Raw genomic sequence first — 19,100 nt, forward strand, 5'->3', positions numbered from 1 at the left:
AGAGGGCTCAGCGGCCCCGTTGAACGAACTGGACGATGCGCTGCGCGGCCTCCACGCACTCCTTGGTGCTGGCCACGAGCGCCATGCGGATGCGGCCCCGGCCGGGGTTGGCGCCTTGCGCATCGCGCGCCAGGTAGCTGCCCGGCAACACCGTCACATTGTATTGAGCGTAGAGCTCGCGGGCGAAGGCGGTGTCGTCGCCGTTCCACACTGCCGGCACGCCCGCCCAGAGGTAGAAGCTGGCATCGGGCAGGCGCACATCGAGCACCGGCTCGAGCAGCGGCGTCACGGCTGCGAACTTGGCGCGGTACTGCGCGCGGTTGTCGACCACATGGCTTTCGTCGCTCCAGGCCGCGATGCTGGCCGCCGCCACCGCGCCGCTCATCGCGCTGCCGTGGTAGGTGCGGTACAGCAGGAACTTCTTCAGTATGGATGCGTCGCCGGCGACGAAGCCGCTGCGCAGGCCGGGCACGTTGCTGCGCTTGGACAGCGAAGTCAGCGCCACCAGGTTGCGGAAGTCGTCGCGGCCCAGCTTGGCTGCGGCTTCCAGTCCGCCCAGCGGCGGCTCGTCGCGGAAGTAGATCTCGCTGTAGCACTCGTCGGAGGCGATGACGAAGCCGTGCTGGTCCGCCAGCGCGAACAGCTTCTTCCATTCTTCAAGCGGCATCACCGCGCCGGTCGGGTTGCCGGGCGAGCAGACGTACACCAGCTGCGCGCGGGCCCAGACCTCGGCCGGCACGCTGTCCCAGTCGACGGCGAAGTTGCGCGCCGCCACGCTCGGCACGTAATAGGGCTCGGCGCCTGCCAGCAGGGCCGCGCCTTCGTAGATTTGATAGAACGGATTGGGGGAGAGCACCACCGGCGCCGGCGTCTTCGTGGGGTCGACCACCGTCTGCGCCAGAGAGAACAGCGCCTCGCGGGAGCCATTGACCGGCAACACCTGCGTTGCCGGATCGAGCGCCAGGCCGTAGCGCTGCCGCACCCAGCCGGTGAAGGCCTCGCGCAAGGGCTGCTCGCCCGCTGTCGCGGGGTAGACCGCCAGCGTATCGAGGCTGTTGCTCAATGCATCCTTGATGAAGGACGGCGTCGCGTGCTTGGGCTCGCCGATGCCGAGGCTGATCGGCTCGAAGGCGGGGTTCGGCGTGACGCCGGCGAACAGTTCGCGCAATCGCGCGAAGGGGTAGGGCTGCAGCTTGGCGAGCAGGGGGTTCATGGCTGCGATTATCGCGGGCCCGCCTGCGTTTCAGCCGCAAGAAAGGCGTAGAGACGCGGATCGTCGGCGTAGCCGACGTTGAATCGCATCCATGGCGTCGGCTGCTGGCCGGGCCGGAACAGGTAGCCGGGCGCCAGCATGATGCCTGCGGCCACGGCGCGCTGGGCCACGGCGAGCACGTCGACGTCCTCGGAGGGAAAACGGGCCCACAGGAACGGACCGCCCGCCGGCCGCGTGAACACCTCCAGGCCCGCGGCCGCAAGGCCATCGCACACCGCGTTCTGCGCGGCGCCGAGCCGTGCGGCCAGCCGGGCGATATGGGCGCGAAAGCGCCCCTCGACCAGCACCGCATGCACCAGCTTCTCGCCCAGTTCGGAACTGGTGAGGCTGCTGACCATCTTCTCGTAGATGAGCTTTTCCGCGAACTCCTCGCTGCTGGCGACGAAGCCCACCCGCAGGCTGGGGGAGATCGTCTTGGAGAAGCTGCCGACGTAGATCACGCGGCGCAGCTGGTCCAGGCTCGCCAGGCTGGTGGCGCCGGGCGGTTCCAGGCCGGCCATGACGTCGTTCTCCACCACGCGGAAGTCGTACTGCTCGGCCAGCCGCAGGATCTGGTAGGCCACGGCCGGCGAACACTGGCTGCCCGTGGGGTTGTGCAGGTGGGTGCTGATGAAGAAGGCCTTGGGCCGGTGGCGCTGCGCCAGCGCCTGCAGGGCCACGAGGTCGGGGCCGTCGAGCTTGCGCTCGACGCCGATCAGGCGCACGCCGAGCGATCGCAGGGTGGCGAAGAAGTTGGTCGAACCCGGGTCGTCCACCAGCACCGTGTCGCGCGGCTGCAGCAGGCAGCGGCCGGCGAGTGCCAAGGCCTGCGTGGCGCCATGGGTGAGCACGATCTGGTGCGGCGTGGCGTCGACGGCGCGCGCGGCCAAGAGGATCTGGATCTGCTGGCGCAGCGGCAGGTAGCCGTAGGGCGTGCCGTAGTTCGCCAGGCCGGCGGACTTCTTGCGCGCCAGGCCCGCCAGCGCCTGGCGCACGCCGTCGGTGTGCAGCCAGTCGGGCGGCAGCCAGCCGCAGCCGGCATTGAGCAGCGTGCTGTCGTCCTCATAGACGCGCCGTATCAGCCACAGCGAATCGACCGAGGTATGGCCGACGAAGGGCTTGCGGCGCTGCTGCATCGCGGTGCGGCTGCGGTTCGCGGCGACGAAGTAGCCGCTGCCTGGCCGCGCCTCCACATAACCCTCGGCCACCAGCCGGCTGTAGGCATTGGTCACGGTCATGGTGCTGATGCCGCATTCGCCGGCCAGCGCGCGCACCGATGCGAGCCGCGTGCCCGGGGGCAGCGCACCCTTGTCGATCTTCTCGACCAGCGCCTCGTAGACCTGCCGCACCAGCGGTACGGGCCGGGTGCCGTCAATGGAAATCATCGGTGCGTTCATCCAGGGTGGGGTACGGGTCGGTGCACTGTATATGGGCGTGCACCGCGTTGCTCAGTCTCGTGATCGTGCATGCTGATATAGCGCACATCGCACGAACTGTATATATCCACTTCGCGCATTCCCTGACTCAATCGGCGGCTCGTCTCATCCATCGGGAAATGCACATGCAGAAGCTGAATTTCACGCGCTCCCTTGCCGGCGGCATCGCCGGCGCCTTCACGCGCCGGCAGGCCGCCTGGTGCGTGGCCGCTGCGCTGGCCGCGAGCGCTGCCGTGCCGGCGCTGGCGCAGTCCTCGACGCTCAAGATCATTCCGCACTCGAACATCACGGTGCTCGACCCGATCTGGACCACGGCCTATATCTCGCGCAACTTCGGCTACATGATCTACGACACGCTGTTCGGCACCGACATCGACGGCAAGATCAAGCCGCAGATGGTCGACAAGTGGAGCGTCTCGAAGGACGGCAAGACCTGGACCTTCACGCTGCGCGACGGGCTGGAGTTCCACGACGGCAAGCCCGTCGCCAGCGAGGACGTGGTCGCGTCGCTCAAGCGCTGGGCGAGCCGCGACACCTTCGGCGGCCAGCTCGCCAAGGTCACCGACAAGTACGAGACGCCCGACGCCAAGACCTTCGTCCTGGTGCTGAAGGAGCCCTTCGGCCTGGTGCTCGAAGCGCTGGGCAAGCCCTCGGCGAACGTGCCTTTCATCATGCCCAAGCGCGTGGCCGACACGCCCGGCGACACGCAGATCAAGGAGACGATCGGCTCCGGCCCCTTCGTCTTCAAGGCCGACGAGTTCCGGCCCGGCGAACGCGCAGTGTTCGTCAAGAACGCCAAGTACAAGCCGCGCGCCGAAGCACCTTCGGGCACCACCGGCGGCAAGCAGGTCTACGTCGATCGCGTCGAGTGGCTCATCATCCGCGACGCGCAAACGCAGATGAATGCGCTGATCAACGGCGAGGCCGACATCCTCGAGCAGCCGGCCTTCGAGCAGTACGCCTCGCTGCGCACCAACCCCGACATCCAGCTGATCGATGCGCAGCCGGCCGGCAACCAGTTCATCTTCCGCTTCAACTTCCTGCACGCGCCCTTCGACAACGAGAAGATCCGCCGCGCCGCGATGATCGCGATGGGCCAGGAAGCCTTCCTCAAGACGCAGGTGGGCGCGCCCGGCCTCACGCGCTACTGCAAGAGCATGTTCCCCTGCGGCACGCCCTTCGAGTCGACGAACACCGGCGACTACAGCGGCGTGGCGAATCCGCAGAAGGCCAAGGCGCTGCTGCAGGAGGCCGGCTACAAGGGCGAGCCCGTGGTGCTGATGCGCCCGACCGATCTCGCCGCCATCGCCAAGCTGCCGCTGGTGGCCAAGCAGCAGCTGGAGCAGGCCGGCTTCAAGGTCGACCTGCAGACCATGGACTGGCAGACCCTGGTGGCGCGCCGCGCCAAGAAGGACCTGCCTTCCGCCGGCGGCTGGAATGCGTTCATGACATCGTGGACCTCGTCCGACATCCTCAACCCGCTGACCATGGCGATGATGAACGCGGCCGGCGACAAGGGCTGGTTCGGCTGGCAGGACGACGCCAAGCTCCAGGACATCAAGACCCAGTTCGCCAAGGCCGCGACCGAGGCCGACAAGAAGAAGCTGGCCGAGCAGGCGCAGTTGCGCGCTTTCGAAACGGTGACGCACGTCCCGGTGGGCCAGTACAGCCAGCCGGCCGCCGTGCGCAAGGGCGTGAGCGGCCTGGTGCCGGCCGGTGCGCAGGTGTACTGGAACATCAAGAAGCAATAAGGCCGCCGGCGTCCATCCATGCTCAGCTTTCTTGCCAAGCGCCTGCTGGCCACGCTGCCGGTGCTGCTGGTGGTGGCGATCGCGGTCTTCATGATCGTGCGCCTCACCCCCGGCGATCCGGCGGCCGTCATCGGCGGCAACAGCGCCACCAGCGAAGACCTCGACCGCATCCGCGAGCAGCTCGGCCTCACCCGGCCGCTGTGGACGCAGTTCCTGCTCTGGGGCGAGGGCGTGCTGCGCGGCGACCTGGGCTTCTCCTTCTTCCTCAACAAGCCGGTGCTGACGCTGATCGCGCAACGCATGGAGCCCACGCTCTCGCTCGCCGGCGGCACGCTGCTGCTGGCGGTGGCGATCGCGCTGCCGCTGGGCACGCTGGCGGCCTGGCGCATGGGCGGCTGGCTCGACAAGGCGGTGATGGCCTTCTCGGTGGCCGGCTTCTCGGTGCCGGTGTTCGTGGTCGGCTACCTGCTGATCTATGTGCTCGCGCTCAAGCTGCAGTGGTTTCCGGTGCAGGGCTACAGGCGCCTCGCGGGCGGCGTCGGGCCCTGGCTGCAGCAACTGGTGCTGCCCTGCCTGACGCTGGCCGTGACCTACGTGGCGCTGCTGGCGCGCGTGACGCGCGCGGCCGTCAGCGAGGCGCTGACCGAGGACTACATCCGCACCGCCCGCGCCAAGGGCATCACAGAACTGCAGGTGCTCAAGCACCACGCGCTGCGCAACGCGGCGGTGCCGGTCGTGACGGTGATCGGCGTCAGCGCCGCGCTGCTGCTCGGCGGCGTGGTGGTGACCGAGACCGTGTTCGCCATTCCGGGCCTGGGCCAGCTGACGGTCGACGCGGTGCTCAACCGCGACTTCCCGGTGCTGCAGGGCGTGGTGCTGTTCTTCGCGCTGCTCTATGTGCTGGTCAACCTGCTGGTCGACTTGAGCTACCTGTTCCTCGACCCCCGTATCCGCTACTGACCACCATGGGCACTCTAGGCAAACTCTGGCGCAACGGCGCCGTGCGCGGGGGCGTCATCGTGCTCGCGGTGCTGGTCGTGCTGGCCGCTGCGGCGCCCTGGCTCGGCACCTTCGATCCGGCCGCGATGGATCCGAGCTACGTTTCGGTGCCGGCCGGCAGCGCCGGCCTGGTCACGCTGCCCGACGGGCGCGAGCTGCAGCACACCTTCTGGATGGGCAGCGACAACTTCGGCCGCGACATCTGGAGCCGCGTGCTCTACGGCACCCGCATCTCGCTGGTGGTGGGCATCTTCACCGCGGCGGCGGCGATCGTGTTCGGCTGCCTGCTGGGCATGCTGGCCGGCTACTTCCGGGCGGTGGATGCGGTGCTGATGCGCATCATGGACGGCCTGATGGCGATCCCCGCGGTGCTGCTCGCGATCACGCTGGTGGCGGTGCTCGGCGCCAGCCTGCCGACGGTGATCCTCGCCATCGCCATGCCCGAGGTGCCGCGCGTGACGCGGCTGGTGCGCGCGCTGGTGATGGGGTTGCGCGACGAGCCCTTCGTCGAGGCGGCGCGCGCACTGGCCACGTCGAATGCCGTGATCCTCTGGCGCGACATCCTGCCCAACGCGCTGGCGCCGCTGATCGTGCAGGGCACCTTCATCGCCGCCTCGGCGGTGCTGACCGAGGCCATCCTGAGCTTCCTCGGCCTGGGCCTGCCGGCCGACGTGCCGACCTGGGGCAACATCATGGCCGAGGGGCGCGTGCTGTTCTCGCAGGCGCCGGGCAACGTGCTGTTCCCGGCCCTGTTCCTGGTGCCCACGGTGCTGGCCATCAATCTGCTGGGAGACGGCCTGCGCGACGTGCTGGACCCCAAGTTCTCCAAGCGCGTTTGAGGACGGCCGCATGACCACCCAACCCCAAGCCGCGGTGCCCGTGCTGCTGGTCGAAAACCTCCAGGTGGCGCTGCCGGCCGATGCCGACCGGCCCTATGCCATCGAGAGCCTGAGCGTGCGCATCGAGGCCGGCCGCACGCTGTGCATCGTCGGCGAATCGGGCTCCGGCAAATCGGTGCTCGCCACCACCGTGATGGGCCTGCTTGCCAAGGGCCTCGGCGTCGGGGCCGGCCGCATCTCGCTGGCCGGCGAGATGCTGCTGGCCGGCGGGCGCTACGTGTCGGACAAGCGGCTGCGCGAACTGCGCGGCACCGGCATGGGCATGGTGTTCCAGGAGCCGATGACCGCGCTGAATCCGGTCCACAGCTGCGGCGAGCAGGTGGACGAGCTGCTGCGTACCCACACGGCATGGAATGCGGCCGAGCGCAAGGCGCGCATCCTCGCCATCTTCGAGCGCGTGCGCCTGCCGGACCCGGCGCGCATGTTCGCAAGCTATCCGCACCAGCTCTCGGGCGGCCAGCGCCAGCGCATCGTGATCGCGATGGCGATCATCCTGAAGCCGCGGCTCCTGATCTGCGACGAGCCCACCACCGCGCTCGACGTGACCACGCAGGCCGAGATCCTCAAGCTCATCGCCGAACTGCAGGCCGAGCAGGGCAGCGCGGTGCTCTTCATCACGCACGACATGGGCGTGGTGGCCGAGATCGCCGACGACGTGATGGTGATGCACCGCGGCAAGGTGGTGGAGCAGGGCCTCTGCGAGCAGGTGCTGCGCGCGCCGCGCGAGGCCTACACGCGCATGCTGCTGGACGCGGTGCCCGGCATGACGCCGCCGCCGCCGCGCGACCTGCCGGGCGGCGCACCGATGCTCGCGGGCCGCGGCGTGGGCAAGACCTACGCGCGGCGCGACTGGATGGGCCGTGCCAGGCACAACACCGCACTGCGCGACGCCAGCGTGGCCGTGCACCGCGGCGAGACCGTGGGCGTGGTGGGCGAGTCCGGCTCGGGCAAGTCGACCTTCGCGCGCTGCATGATCCGTCTGATCGATCCGAGCGAAGGCAGCGTGCACTGGGGCGATGCCGAGGTGCAGCAGCTTCCCGAGGGCCGCCTGCGCCCGCTGCGCTCGCGCGTGCAGGTGGTGTTCCAGGACCCGAACCGCTCGCTCAATCCGCGCCGCACCGTCGGCTCCTCGATCGTCGAGGGCGCGATGAATTTCGGCATGGACCGGCAGCAGGCGCGCCACAGCGCCGAAGAGCTGATGGACCGCATCCAGCTGCCGCGCGCCGGGCTCGAGCGCTACCCGCACCAGTTCTCGGGCGGCCAGCGCCAGCGCCTGGCGATTGCGCGCGCCATTGCCTGCCAGCCGCAGGTGCTGGTGGCCGACGAGGCCGTCTCGGCACTCGACGTCTCGGTGCAGGCTCAGATCCTGGAATTGCTGCGCGAGATTCAGCGCGACCTCGGCCTGGGCATCCTGTTCATCACGCACGACCTGCGCGTGGCCGCGCAGCTGTGCGACCGCGTGATCGTGATGAGCCAGGGCAGCATCGTGGAACAGGGCGCCACCGGCGAGGTGTTCCGCCGGCCGCAGCACGACTACACGCAGCGCCTGCTGGCCGCCGCGCCGCGCGCGGAGCTGGCGCGCAGTCCGCTGGCGGCCTGAACCATCGATTCCTTCAGAAACAGAGAACCACCCTCTCATGACAGAACTCCACGCACTCCCGGCGCTCGAGATGATCGCTGCCTACAAGAGCGGCACGCTCTCGCCCGTCGAAGTCACGCAGGCCGTGCTCGACCAGATCGCACGCTGCGAGCCGCGGCTGCAGGCCACCTATGCGCTCGACCCCGAGGGCGCGCGGGCCATGGCCCGCGCCTCCGAAGCGCGCTGGCGAGCCGGCACGCCGCTGGCCCGCGGCGGCGTCACGCTCGACGGCGTGCCGGCCACCATCAAGGAGAACATCGCGACCCGCGGCGTGCCGGTGCCGCTGGGCACGGCCGCGACCGAACTCGTGCCCGCCGCGGCCGATGCGCCGCCGGCGGCCAGGATGCGCGAGGCCGGCGCGGTGTTCCTCGGCAAGACCACGATGCCGGAGTACGGCATGCTGTCCTCGGGCCTGTCGAGCTTCCATCCGTTGACGCGCAACCCGTGGAACACTGACAAGAATCCCGGCGGTTCGAGCGCCGGCGCCGGTGCGGCCGCAGCCGCCGGCTACGGGCCGCTGCACATCGGCACCGACATCGGCGGCTCGGTGCGTCTGCCGGCCGCCTGGTGTGGCGTGGCCGGGCTCAAGCCCAGCCTGGGCCGCATCCCGATCGACCCGCCCTACATGGGCCGCGTCGCCGGCCCGATGACGCGCACCGTCGCCGACGCGGCGCTGATGATGGCCGTGCTGTCCCAGCCCGACGCGCGCGACCACATGAGCCTGCCGCCGGCGCAGATCGATTGGCTGGACCTGGAGCGCGACATCCGCGGGCTGCGCATCGGCCTCTTGCTCGACGCCGGCTGCGGCATGCCGGTGGAACCGCAGGTGCGCGCGGCGGTGGAGGCGGCGGCGAAGCTGTTCGAAGCCGCCGGCGCCGTCGTCGAACCCATGACGCCCTGGATGAACGACGAGATGCTGCATGGCGTCGACACCTTCTGGCGCATCCGCTCGGGCATGGACGTGCAGGCGCTCGCGGCGGACAAGCGTGCGAAGCTGCTGCCCATCGTGCGTGCCTGGGCCGAGGCCGGGCTGGGCCTGACGGGCGAAACCGCCTTCCATGGCTACGCCCAAACATTCAAGACCCGCGCCGCAACCGTAGCCGCCACGCAGCCCTACGACTACGTGATCTCGCCCGTGTCGCCCAACACCAGCTTCGCGGCCGAATGGGCCTACCCGACCAACGATGTCGCGACCGCGATGGACCACATCGGCTTCACGCTGCCCTACAACATGAGCGAGCAGCCGGCCGCCTCGGTCAACTGCGGCTACGACAGCAACGGCGTGCCGATCGGCCTGCAGATTGCGGGGCGCCGCTTCGACGATCTCGGCGTGCTGCAGATCGCGCGGGCCTGGGAATCGATGCGTCCGGCCCAGCGCCCCTGGCCCGCCGTCCCGCTCGAACGCTGATGACAGTGCGCTGGCAGCCGGAGTTCGTGCAGGGCGCACGCGCGATCGCGGGCCCTGCGCTGGGCACCGTCGCGATGGGTCTGGCCACCGGCGTCGCGATGGCCAAGAGCGGGCTCGCGCTGCCGGTGGTGCTCGCGATGTCGCTGGGCGTGTTCGCCAGCGCCTCGCAGCTGGCTTGCGTGCCGCTCATCATGGCCGGCGCGCCCTTGTGGGTGATCGTGCTGACCGCCGGCATGCTGAATGTGCGCTTCGTGGTCTTCAGCGTGCATTGGCGGCACTACTTCGGCCGGCTTCCGCTCGGGCACCGGTTGCTGCTGGGCTATCTCGCGGGCGATCCGGTCTATGCGCGCTTCGTGCAGCGCCATCCGCGACCCGCGGCCGGGCAGCTGCCGTACTTCCTCGGGCTTGCACTGACGAACTGGGCCGTCTGGCAGTTGTCCTCGCTCGCAGGCATCTTTTTGGCCGATGCGATTCCCGTCGAGTGGGGGCTGCGCTTCGTCGGCGTGCTGGCGCTGCTCGCGTTGGCGCTGCCGATGCTGTCTGACCGCGCGGCCTGGCTCTCGGCCGCCGTGGCCGGCGCGGTGGCGCTGCTGGCCTGGCCGCTGCCGCTGGGCCTCAATGTGGCCGTCGCGATCGCCGCGGCAATGGCCGCGGGCCTTTGGGCCGACCGACGCGCGGGCCGTCTCGCATGAGCAACCTGCACGCCTGGATCGCCGTCTTCGCGCTGGTGGCGGTGACGGTGCTCACGCGCGGCGTGTTCCTGCTGCCGCGCCGCGAGCCGCGCCTGCCGGCCTGGCTGCAGCGCAGCCTGCGGCACGCGCCGCTCGCGGCGTTGGTGGCCGTGGTCGTGCCTGAGGTGCTGCTGTCGCAAGGCCACCTGCCGACCGACTGGCGCGATGCGCGCTGGTTTGCGGTCGCCGCCGCGACCGCCTGGTACGCATGGCGGCGCGACATCACCGGTACCATCTTCGTCGGCGCCGCCGTGCTGCTTGCACTGCGGCTCGGGCTGGGCTGGTAGCACTTCACACAAGGACACCCATGAACATCCTGATCGCCGGCTTCCAGCACGAGACCAACACCTTCGCTCCGACACGTGCCGACTGGGCCGCCTTTCTGCGCGGCGACAGCTTCCCGGCCTATGCGCAAGGGCCGGCGATGCTGGAGCGCTTCACCGGCTCCAGCCTGCCGGCGGGCGGCTTCATCGCCGAGGCGCAGGCGCGCGGCTGGCAACTGCTGCCGTCCTGCTGGGCCGGCGCCACGCCCTCGGCGCAGGTGACGCGCGACGCTTTCGAGCGCATCGCGGGCACCATCGTCGAGGCGGCGCGCAGCGCGCTGGCCGGGCCGGGACTGGATGCCATCTACCTCGACCTGCATGGTGCCGCCGTGGCCGAACACGTCGACGACGCCGAGGGCGAGCTGCTGGCGCGCCTGCGCGCGCTGGTCGGGCCCGAGATGCCGATCGTCGCCAGCCTGGATCTGCATGCCAACGTGACGCAGCAAATGCTCGAGCTGGCCGATGCGCTGGTGGCCTACCGGACCTATCCGCACGTGGACACCGAAGCGACCGGCCGGCTGGCCGCGCAGCTGCTGGAACGGCGCCTCGCGCGTGGCGCACGCGAGCCTGTCGCGGCGCGCCGCATCCCCTTCCTGATCCCGATCAACGCCGGCTGCACCATGATCGAGCCGGCCGGTGCGGTCTACCGTCAGCTGCCCGGGCTGGACGTACGCCACGCCACCATCGCCAGCGTGGCGATGGGTTTTCCGGCGGCCGATTTCCCCGAGTGCGGGCCGATGGTCTGGGCCTACGGCGACGCGGCCCAAGCCGTGGTGGACACGCTGTACACCGACATCTGCGAGCCGGCAGCGCGCTGGCGCGTAGCCACCTGGACGCCGGATGATGCCGTGGCCCAGGCCATCGAACTGGCGGGGCCGGCCGCACGCCCGGTGGTCATCGCCGACACCCAGGACAACCCCGGCGCCGGCGCCGACAGCAACACCACCGGCATGCTGCATGCGCTGCTTCGCGCGGGCGCAGGACAGCGCTTTCCACAGCAGGTAGCGCTCGGGCTGTTGTACGACCCCGAGTCCGCCGCGGCGGCGCATGCCGCGGGGCGGGGCGCGCGCCTGCGCCTGGCGCTGGGCCGCTCGGTACCCACCTGGTCGGGGCAATGGAGCGACCCGCCGGTGGAAGCCGAATGCACGGTGCGCGCGCTGCATGAAGGCGGCATCGTGCTGCAGGGGCCGATGATGACGGGCGTGCGAGTCCGGCTCGGCCCTTGCGCCTGCCTGGACGTGGACGGCGTGCTGGTCGTGGTCGCCAGCGGCAAGAAGCAGATGCTCGACCGCGCGCTGTACCGCTGCGTGGGCATCGAGCCGGAACAGATGAAGATTCTCGTCAACAAGAGCTCGGTGCATTTCCGCGCCGACTTCGCGCCGATCGCGCATGAGATCCTGGTGGCGCGCGCGCCGGGCCCGATGTCCGCCGATCCGTCGGACCTGCCATGGACCCGGCTGGCGGCATCGACATCGCCCCGGGTGCCGGATTGAGGAGCGCAGCATGAAAGTCCTCATCGCCCGGATGAACCACGAGACCAACACCTTCTCGCCGGTGCCCACGCCGCTTTCGGCCTTCGGCAACAAGGGGCCGCTGTATGGCATCGACGCCCGGCGCGAGGCCGAGGGCGGGCGCACCGCCATGTCGGCTTTCATCGACCTGGCGCGGGCAAGGGGCGCGGAGATGGTGACGCCGATCTCGGCATCGGCCAACCCGAGCGGCCGAGTGGAGGCGGCCGCGTACGCCGCGATCTGCGACTGCATCGTCGACGCATTGCCCGGCTGCGATGCCGTGCTGCTCGATCTGCACGGCGCGATGGTCGCCCAAGGCAGCGACGACGGCGAGGGCGATCTGCTGGCGCGCATTCGGGCTGCCGCGCCGGGCGTGCCCGTTGCCGTGGCGCTCGACCTGCACGGCAACGTGACGCAGAAGATGATCGACCACGCCGACGTGATCGTGAGCTTCAAGACCTATCCGCATGTCGACATGTACGAGACCGGCGAGCACGCAGGACGCTTGCTGTTCACCAAGCTGGACGGACTTTGCCGTCCCGTGCTGGCCTGGCGCCGGCTGCCGTTGATGACGCACACGCTGCGCAGCGCCACCGCCGAAGGCGCGATGCGCGACGCGGTCGCGGCGGCGCGCGCGGCGGAAGCCGATGGCATGGCCGCAGTCTCGATCCTCGCCGGCTTCAGCCTGGCCGACATCCCGAACCCTTGCATCAGCGTCGTGGTGGTGGGCGACGGCGACGCCGCAGCGGCCGACCGGGTGGCGGCCGCGCTGGCGGAGCGCATCTGGGCGGCGCGTGCGGACTTCGTCTATCGGTCCGAGCCCTTGGCGCAATCGCTGGCGCGCGCCTGCAAGCTGGCGGTGCAGGCCGATCGGCCGGTGCTGCTGCTCGATCACGGCGACAACTGCATGTCGGGCGGCAGCTGCGACACCATGGACGTGCTGATGGCGGCGCTTGCGGCCGGCATGCAGGGCATCCAGGCCGGCCTGCTGTGCGATCCGCAAGCGGTCGCGCAATGCGCCGAGGCCGGCATCGGCGCCGAGATCGAGCTGCTGCTCGGCCACAAGCGCCCGCTGGTGCAGATCGGCCGCAGCACGCCGCCGGTGCGGCTGCGCGGCACCGTGCGCGCGCTCACCGACGGGGAGTACGTGATCACGGGGCCGACCTACACCGGCCAGCGCGCCTGCATGGGCCGCTCGGCGGTGTTCGACATCGGCGCGGCGCAGATCGTCGTCACCGAGCGCACGCACGAGCCCTGGGACCTGGGCACCTTCGAAAGCGTCGGCCTCGATCCGCGCCGTGCGCGCTTCCTGCTGCTGAAGTCGCGCATGTACTGCCGGCCGGTCTTCGTGCCCATCGCCGCCGGGCTGGTGGAGTGCGACAGCCCGGGTGTCACCAGTTCGGACTATTCGCTGTTCCCGTTCGAGCGGCTCGCGCGACCGCTGTATCCGTTCGACGAGCCTTCTTATTCGGCTACAGCTTCTTGACCAGCACCTGGCTCTTGCGGTCCCAGTTGTACTTGCGCTTGCGCGCCTCGGGCAGCCAGTCGGGGTTGACCTGCTGGAAGCCGCGCTTCAGGAACCAGTGCATGGTGCGCGTGGTCAGCACGAAGATGCTTTCCAGCCCGCTGGCCTTGGCGCGCTGCTCGACGCGCTTGAGGATGCGTTCGCCGTCGCCTTGCGACTGCGACTGGGGCGAGACTGTCAGCGCCGCCATCTCCGCGGTCTTCGCCTCAGGATAGGGGTAGAGCGCCGCGCAGCCGAAGATCACGCCGTCGTGCTCGATCACCGTGTACTGGCCGACGTCGCGCTCGATCTCGGTGCGGCTGCGCTTGACCAGCGTGCCGTCGCGCTCGAAGGGTTCGATGAGCTGCAGGATGCCGCCGATGTCGTCCGCCGTCGCCTCGCGCAGCGATTCGAGCTTCTCGTCGATCACCATGGTGCCGATGCCGTCGTGCACGTAGACCTCGAGCAGCAGCGAGCCGTCCACCGAGAAGGGGATGATGTGGTTGCGCTCCACGCCCGCCTCGCAGGCCTTGACGCAGTGCTGCAGGTAGAAGGCCGTGTCGGTCGGGGTCTGGGGCGGCGCCAAGAAGGCCAGCAGCTTCCTGGCGCTGTCGAGCGGCAGCTCGGTGTCGATGGGGTTGTCCTCGCTGACGGGCTGGCTGGTGTCCTGCGGAATGCCTGGAACCTCGGTCAGGAAGATCAGCTTGTCGGCCTGGATCGAGATCGCCACGCTGGTCGCGACTTCTTCCATCGTGAGGTTGAAGGCCTCGCCGGTGGGCGAGAAGCCGAAGGGCGACATCAGCACCATGGCGCCGAAGTCGAGCCCGCGGCGGATGCCGGCGGCATCGACCTTGCGCACCAGGCCCGAATGCTGGAAGTCGACGCCGTCGACCACGCCGACCGGCCGCGCGGTGATGAAGTTGCCCGAGATCATGCGCACGGTGGAACCGGCCATCGGCGTGTTCGGCAGGCCCTGGCTGAAGGCGGCCTCGATCTCGTAGCGCAGCTGTCCGGCCGCCTCCTGCGCGCAGTCGAGCGCCACCTCGTCGGTGATGCGCATGCCGTGCGAGTACTTGGCCTCGTGGCCCTTGGCGCGCAGCTGTTCGTTGACCTGCGGCCGGAAACCGTGCACCAGCACCACCTTGACGCCCATGCTCTGGATCAGCGCCAGGTCCTGCGCGATGCTGGGCAGCTTGCCGGCCGCGATGGCCTCGCCCGCCATCGCGACCACGAAGGTCTTGCCGCGGTGCATGTGGATGTAGGGCGCCACCGAGCGGAACCAGGGGACGAAGGTGAAATTGAAGACGGTGGACATTGGCGGGGTAGGGCAGGCGAAAGTTCGGGCGCAAGATAATCGACGATTTTCCCCGAACTGCCAGCCTTGTCTTCGTCCCCACTTCGAATCGAGTTTCCAGAATCCCTGCCGGTGTCGGCCCGGCGCGACGAAATCATGGCCGCCATCGAGGCGAACCAGGTCGTGATCGTCTGCGGCGAGACGGGTTCGGGCAAGACCACGCAGTTGCCCAAGATCGCGCTGGCCCTGGGTCGGGGCAAGCTCAATGCGCCCCCTGGCAAGGGCCGGCTGATCGGCCACACGCAGCCGCGGCGCATCGCCGCATCGTCGGTGGCCAAGCGCATCGCCGAGGAGCTCAAGACGCCGCTGGGCGAGGTGGTCGGCTTCAAGGTGCGTTTCCAGGACCGGCTGGCGCGCGACGCCTCGGTCAAGCTGATGACCGACGGCATCCTGCTGGCCGAGACGCAGACCGATCCGCTGCTCAAGGCCTACGACACGCTGATCATCGACGAGGCGCACGAGCGCTCGCTGAACATCGATTTCCTGCTCGGCTACCTGCGCGAAATCCTGCCGCGGCGGCCGGATCTCAAGGTCATCGTGACCTCGGCCACCATCGATGCGGACCGGTTCGCGCGGCATTTCGCGTCGGCCCGCCCGGCGCCGGGCCGCCCCAAGGCGGGCGCGACCCCCTCGGGGGGCAGCGACGACGCGCAGCGCGGAGCGTGGGGGCCAATGACTCCTGCGCCCACGATCATGGTTTCGGGCCGGATGTTCCCGGTGGAGCAGCGCTACCGCCCCTTCGAGGAGTCGCGCGACTACGACCTCACCAATGCCATCGCCGAGGGCGTCGACGAGCTCTGGCGCGATCCGCACAACGCCGGCGACATCCTGGTCTTCCTGCCCGGCGAACGCGAGATCCGCGAGGCCGCCGACCACCTGCGCAAGCATCTGAGCCATCAGCCGCTGATGCGCAGCGCTGAGGTGCTGCCGTTGTTCGCACGCCTGTCGCAGGCCGAGCAGGACCGCATCTTCGACGGCCACACCGGTCGCCGCATCGTGCTGGCCACCAACGTCGCCGAGACCTCGCTGACGGTGCCGGGCATCCGCTACGTGATCGATGCCGGTACCGCGCGCGTCAAGCGCTACAGCTTCCGCAGCAAGGTGGAACAGCTGCTGGTCGAGCCGATCAGCCAGGCCGCGGCCAACCAGCGTGCGGGGCGCTGCGGCCGGGTCGCCGACGGCATCTGCATCCGGCTCTACGACGAGAAGGATTTCGAAGGCCGGCCGCGCTTCACCGATCCGGAGATCCTGCGCTCCTCGCTGGCCGGCGTGATCCTGCGCATGAAGTCGCTGCGACTGGGCGACGTCGAGCGCTTTCCTTTTCTCGAAGCGCCGCAGCGGCGCGCGATCGCCGACGGCTACCAGCTGCTCAACGAGCTCGGCGCGGTCGACGACGCGAACGAGCTCACGCCGATGGGGGCCGAATTGGCCAGGCTGCCGCTCGATCCGCGGGTCGGCCGCATGATCCTGGAGGCACGCACGCGCGGCGCGCTCGAAGAGGTGCTGGTGATCGCGAGCGCGCTGTCGGTGCAGGACGTGCGCGATCGGCCGATGGAGGCGCAGCAGCAGGCCGACCAGGCGCATGCGAAGTTCGACGACGAGAAGAGCGAGTTCAGCGGGTATCTGCGGTTATGGAAGTGGATCAACGACGCGCGCGGCGGCCATGGCGACACCCACAAGCTCAGCAACCGCCAGTACGAATCGCTGCTCCGGCAAAACTTCATCAACGTGCGCCGCGTGCGCGAGTGGCGCGACATCCATTCGCAATTGCTCACGGTAGTCACCGAGCACAAGTGGCGCATCAACAGCGAGCCGGCGGGCTACGAACCGCTCCACCTTTCGATGCTCTCCGGCCTGCTCGGCAACATCGGCTGGAAGCTGGAGGACCCTTCGACAGGCTCAGGACAGGCTTCGGAGTATCTCGGCGCGCGCGGCATCAAGTTCTACCGCCATCCCGGCGCGCATCTGAAGAAGAAACCCGGCCGCTGGATCGTCGTGGCCGAGCTGGTCGAAACCACGCGCCTCTTCGGCCGCGGCATCGCGAACATCGAGCCGCAGTGGCTGGAACAGGTCGCGGGCCATCTGCTCAAGAAGCAGCTGCTCGACCCGCACTGGGAGAAGAAGGGCGCGCAGGTCGCGGCGCTGGAGCGCGCCACGCTCTACGGGCTGGTGGTCTATAGCGGGCGGCGCGTGGACTTCAGCAAGGTCGACCCGGTGGCCGCGCGCGAGATCTTCATCCGCGAGGCGCTGGTCGGCGGGCAGTGGGAAAGCAAGCTGCCTTTTCTCGCCGCCAACCGCAAGCTGGTGCGCGAGGTCGAGGGTCTCGAGCACAAGTCGCGCCGGCAGGACGTGCTGGTCGACGACGAGCTGATCTACGCCTTCTACGACGCCCAGCTGCCGCCCGATGTGTCGAGCGGCCTCGCTTTCGAGAGCTGGTACCGGCAAGCGTCGAGGGAGCAGCCGCGGCTGCTGTTCCTGACGCGCGAGGAGCTGATGCGGCACACGGCCGCCGGCATCACGACCCAGTCCTTTCCGCCGACGATTCGGCTGGGCGGCGTCGATTGCGCCGCGACCTACCTGCACGAGCCCGGCGATGCCAAGGATGGATTGACGGTCACCGTGCCGCTCTTCGTGTTGAACCAGGTCAGCGAGGAACGCTGCGAATGGCTGGTGAGCGGCATGCTGAAGGACAAGGTGCAGGCGCTGCTGAAGAGCCTGCCGCAGAAGCCGCGCGCCCGCCTAGTGCCCTTGCCCGACTCGGCCGCGCGCCTCGCGGAGCAGCTGGCCGCACCCGAGGTCTTCGGCCACGGTTCGCTGACCGATGCGCTGCTGAAACGCGTGCGCGAGCAGACCAGCCTCGACGTGAAGCGGACCGACTTCAAGCTCGACATGCTGCCGCCGCACCTGTTCATGAACCTGCGCGTGGTCGACGAGCACGGCCGCCAGCTCGGCATGGGGCGCAGCCTCGGCGCGCTGAAGGCGGAGCTGGGCGCGCAGGCGCGCGGCGCGTTCCAGGCGCTGGCGGGACTCAACGTCAAGGCGTCCGTCGAGAAGCCCGATGCACCTGCGCCGGCCGAGAACAAGGCCGCGGCCAAGGCGCCGGCGGCGCCCGCGCTGCCGGCAGGCCAGCGCTACACGGCATGGACCTTCGGCGAGCTGCCGGAGCTGATGGAAGTGCGGCGCGGCGCGCAGTCGCTGATCGGCTTTCCGGCCCTGGTCGACGGCGGCGACGCGGTGACGATCGAGGTCTTCGACGAACCGGCGGTGGCCGCCGCGAAGCATCGTGCCGGCCTGCGCCGCCTGTTCGCACTGCAGCAGAAGGATGCGCTCAAGTACCTCGAGAAGAACATCCCCGACCTGCAGAAGATGGCGGTCGCCTACATGCCGCTCGGCACGGCGGAGGAACTGCGCGCCCAGATCGTCGACGTGGCGCTCGAGCGGGCCTTTCTGCAGGAGCCGCTGCCGGCCGACGAGGCGGCGTTCAAGCAGCGCGTGGACGAGGGCCGCGGGCGGCTCACGCTGATCGCCAACGAGGTCGCGCGGCTGGCTGGCACCATCCTTGCCGAGTACACGCTCGCCGTGCGCAAGATCAAGGACACGAAGATCCAGCCCGCCGCCACGGCCGACGCGGCGCAGCAATTGCAGCGCCTGGTCGGCAAGCGCTTCATCGCCGACACGCCCTGGCCGCGGCTTGCGCACTTCGCGCGCTACCTCAGGGCCATCACCCTCAGGCTCGACAAGCTGCGGGCCGACCCGGCGCGGGATGCAGAGCGGCTCGCGGAGCTGCGGCCGCAGGAGCAGCGCTACTGGCGCCTCCTGGCCGAGCGCAAGGGCGCGCTCGACGAACGCATGAGCGAGTTCCGCTGGCTGCTCGAGGAGTTGCGCGTGAGCTTCTTCGCGCAGGAGCTGCGCACGCCGCAGCCGGTCAGCGTCAAGCGGCTCGACAAGCTGTGGGTGCAACTCGAAAGCTGAGCGCGGACCCAAAAAAAAGCCCGCCGAAGCGGGCTTTGCTTTCAAGCGTTCGTGCCACCTATATGCGCCCCATGAGGAGCAGCACGATCACCACCAGCAGCACCAGACCCAGGCCGCCGCTCGGGCCATAGCCCCAGCTGCGGCTGTAGCCCCAGCTCGGCAACGCGCCGACCAGGAGCAGGATCAGAACGATCAGCAGGATCATTGAGAGCGACATGGATTTCTCCTAGGTCTTTTGTATGGAGGAGTCCATGCTCGGCATCGGCAGGCGAATCCATCGCCGGAAGGCGCGCCCTCCGGCGGTCAGGACTCTCCTACCGT

General features: G+C 69.4%; 14 protein-coding genes. 10 read left to right on the forward strand and 4 right to left on the reverse strand.

The window, feature by feature from the left end; all coding sequences use genetic code 11:
- Window positions 1–7: 7 nt before the first annotated feature.
- Entirely contained in the window at window positions 8–1,213 is a 1,206-nt protein-coding gene (dapC, locus tag ACSQ86_RS13100) for a succinyldiaminopimelate transaminase (RefSeq protein ID WP_436308930.1), read from the reverse strand.
- Between the two features lie 8 nt (window positions 1,214–1,221).
- Window positions 1,222–2,637, reverse strand: coding sequence for a PLP-dependent aminotransferase family protein (locus ACSQ86_RS13105; RefSeq protein ID WP_436303926.1), 1,416 nt, complete (start codon window positions 2,635–2,637; stop codon window positions 1,222–1,224).
- Window positions 2,638–2,813: 176 nt separating this feature from the next.
- On the opposite strand from ACSQ86_RS13105, the gene ACSQ86_RS13110 reads away from it, so the two are divergent.
- From ACSQ86_RS13110 to ACSQ86_RS13150, 9 genes are read left to right on the forward strand one after another with little or no spacing between them, the layout of a single operon-like run.
- Window positions 2,814–4,439, forward strand: coding sequence for an ABC transporter substrate-binding protein (locus ACSQ86_RS13110; protein ID WP_436303927.1), 1,626 nt, complete (start codon window positions 2,814–2,816; stop codon window positions 4,437–4,439).
- An 18-nt stretch (window positions 4,440–4,457) separates the two neighbouring features.
- Window positions 4,458–5,399, forward strand: a complete 942-nt coding sequence (locus tag ACSQ86_RS13115) for an ABC transporter permease (RefSeq protein WP_093107615.1) — start codon at window positions 4,458–4,460, stop codon at window positions 5,397–5,399.
- 5 nt (window positions 5,400–5,404) lie between these two features.
- Window positions 5,405–6,277: an ABC transporter permease gene (locus ACSQ86_RS13120; RefSeq protein WP_436290479.1), complete on the forward strand. Its 873-nt coding sequence runs from the start codon at window positions 5,405–5,407 to the stop codon at window positions 6,275–6,277.
- A gap of 10 nt (window positions 6,278–6,287) precedes the next feature.
- Window positions 6,288–7,937, forward strand: coding sequence for a dipeptide ABC transporter ATP-binding protein (locus tag ACSQ86_RS13125; protein ID WP_093107611.1), 1,650 nt, complete (start codon window positions 6,288–6,290; stop codon window positions 7,935–7,937).
- A 37-nt stretch (window positions 7,938–7,974) separates the two neighbouring features.
- Complete coding sequence (locus ACSQ86_RS13130) at window positions 7,975–9,384, forward strand: amidase (RefSeq protein WP_436308931.1); 1,410 nt, start codon at window positions 7,975–7,977, stop codon at window positions 9,382–9,384.
- A complete protein-coding gene (locus ACSQ86_RS13135) occupies window positions 9,384–10,076 on the forward strand; it encodes an AzlC family ABC transporter permease (RefSeq protein WP_093107607.1) in 693 nt (230 codons plus the stop codon). The genes ACSQ86_RS13130 and ACSQ86_RS13135 overlap by 1 nt, the downstream gene beginning before the upstream one ends.
- On the forward strand, window positions 10,073–10,402 hold the full coding sequence (locus ACSQ86_RS13140) for an AzlD domain-containing protein (protein WP_093107605.1): 330 nt from the start codon (window positions 10,073–10,075) through the stop codon (window positions 10,400–10,402). Before ACSQ86_RS13135 ends, ACSQ86_RS13140 begins: the two co-directional genes overlap by 4 nt.
- 20 nt (window positions 10,403–10,422) lie before the next feature.
- Window positions 10,423–11,931 carry a M81 family metallopeptidase gene (locus ACSQ86_RS13145; protein ID WP_436303929.1) on the forward strand — a complete coding sequence of 503 codons (1,509 nt, stop codon included), beginning with the start codon at window positions 10,423–10,425 and terminating at the stop codon, window positions 11,929–11,931.
- A 10-nt stretch (window positions 11,932–11,941) separates the two neighbouring features.
- Window positions 11,942–13,435 carry a M81 family metallopeptidase gene (locus ACSQ86_RS13150; protein WP_436308932.1) on the forward strand — a complete coding sequence of 498 codons (1,494 nt, stop codon included), beginning with the start codon at window positions 11,942–11,944 and terminating at the stop codon, window positions 13,433–13,435.
- Here the strand turns inward: ACSQ86_RS13150 and argA are convergent.
- Window positions 13,422–14,768: an amino-acid N-acetyltransferase gene (gene argA / locus ACSQ86_RS13155; protein WP_093107599.1), complete on the reverse strand. Its 1,347-nt coding sequence runs from the start codon at window positions 14,766–14,768 to the stop codon at window positions 13,422–13,424. The genes ACSQ86_RS13150 and argA overlap by 14 nt on opposite strands.
- A 135-nt stretch (window positions 14,769–14,903) precedes the next feature.
- Here argA and hrpA point away from each other — a divergent pair, with 135 nt between their 5' ends.
- Entirely contained in the window at window positions 14,904–18,779 is a 3,876-nt protein-coding gene (gene hrpA / locus ACSQ86_RS13160; RefSeq protein ID WP_436306292.1) for an ATP-dependent RNA helicase HrpA, read from the forward strand.
- Between the two features lie 58 nt (window positions 18,780–18,837).
- On the opposite strand, the gene ACSQ86_RS13165 is transcribed toward hrpA, so the two are convergent.
- Entirely contained in the window at window positions 18,838–18,996 is a 159-nt protein-coding gene (locus ACSQ86_RS13165; protein ID WP_093107595.1) for a DUF3309 family protein, read from the reverse strand.
- Window positions 18,997–19,100 lie beyond the last annotated feature (104 nt).

Origin of the sequence: Variovorax sp. LjRoot130 (assembly GCF_964253755.1) — a bacterium.
GTDB lineage: Bacteria > Pseudomonadota > Gammaproteobacteria > Burkholderiales > Burkholderiaceae_C > Variovorax.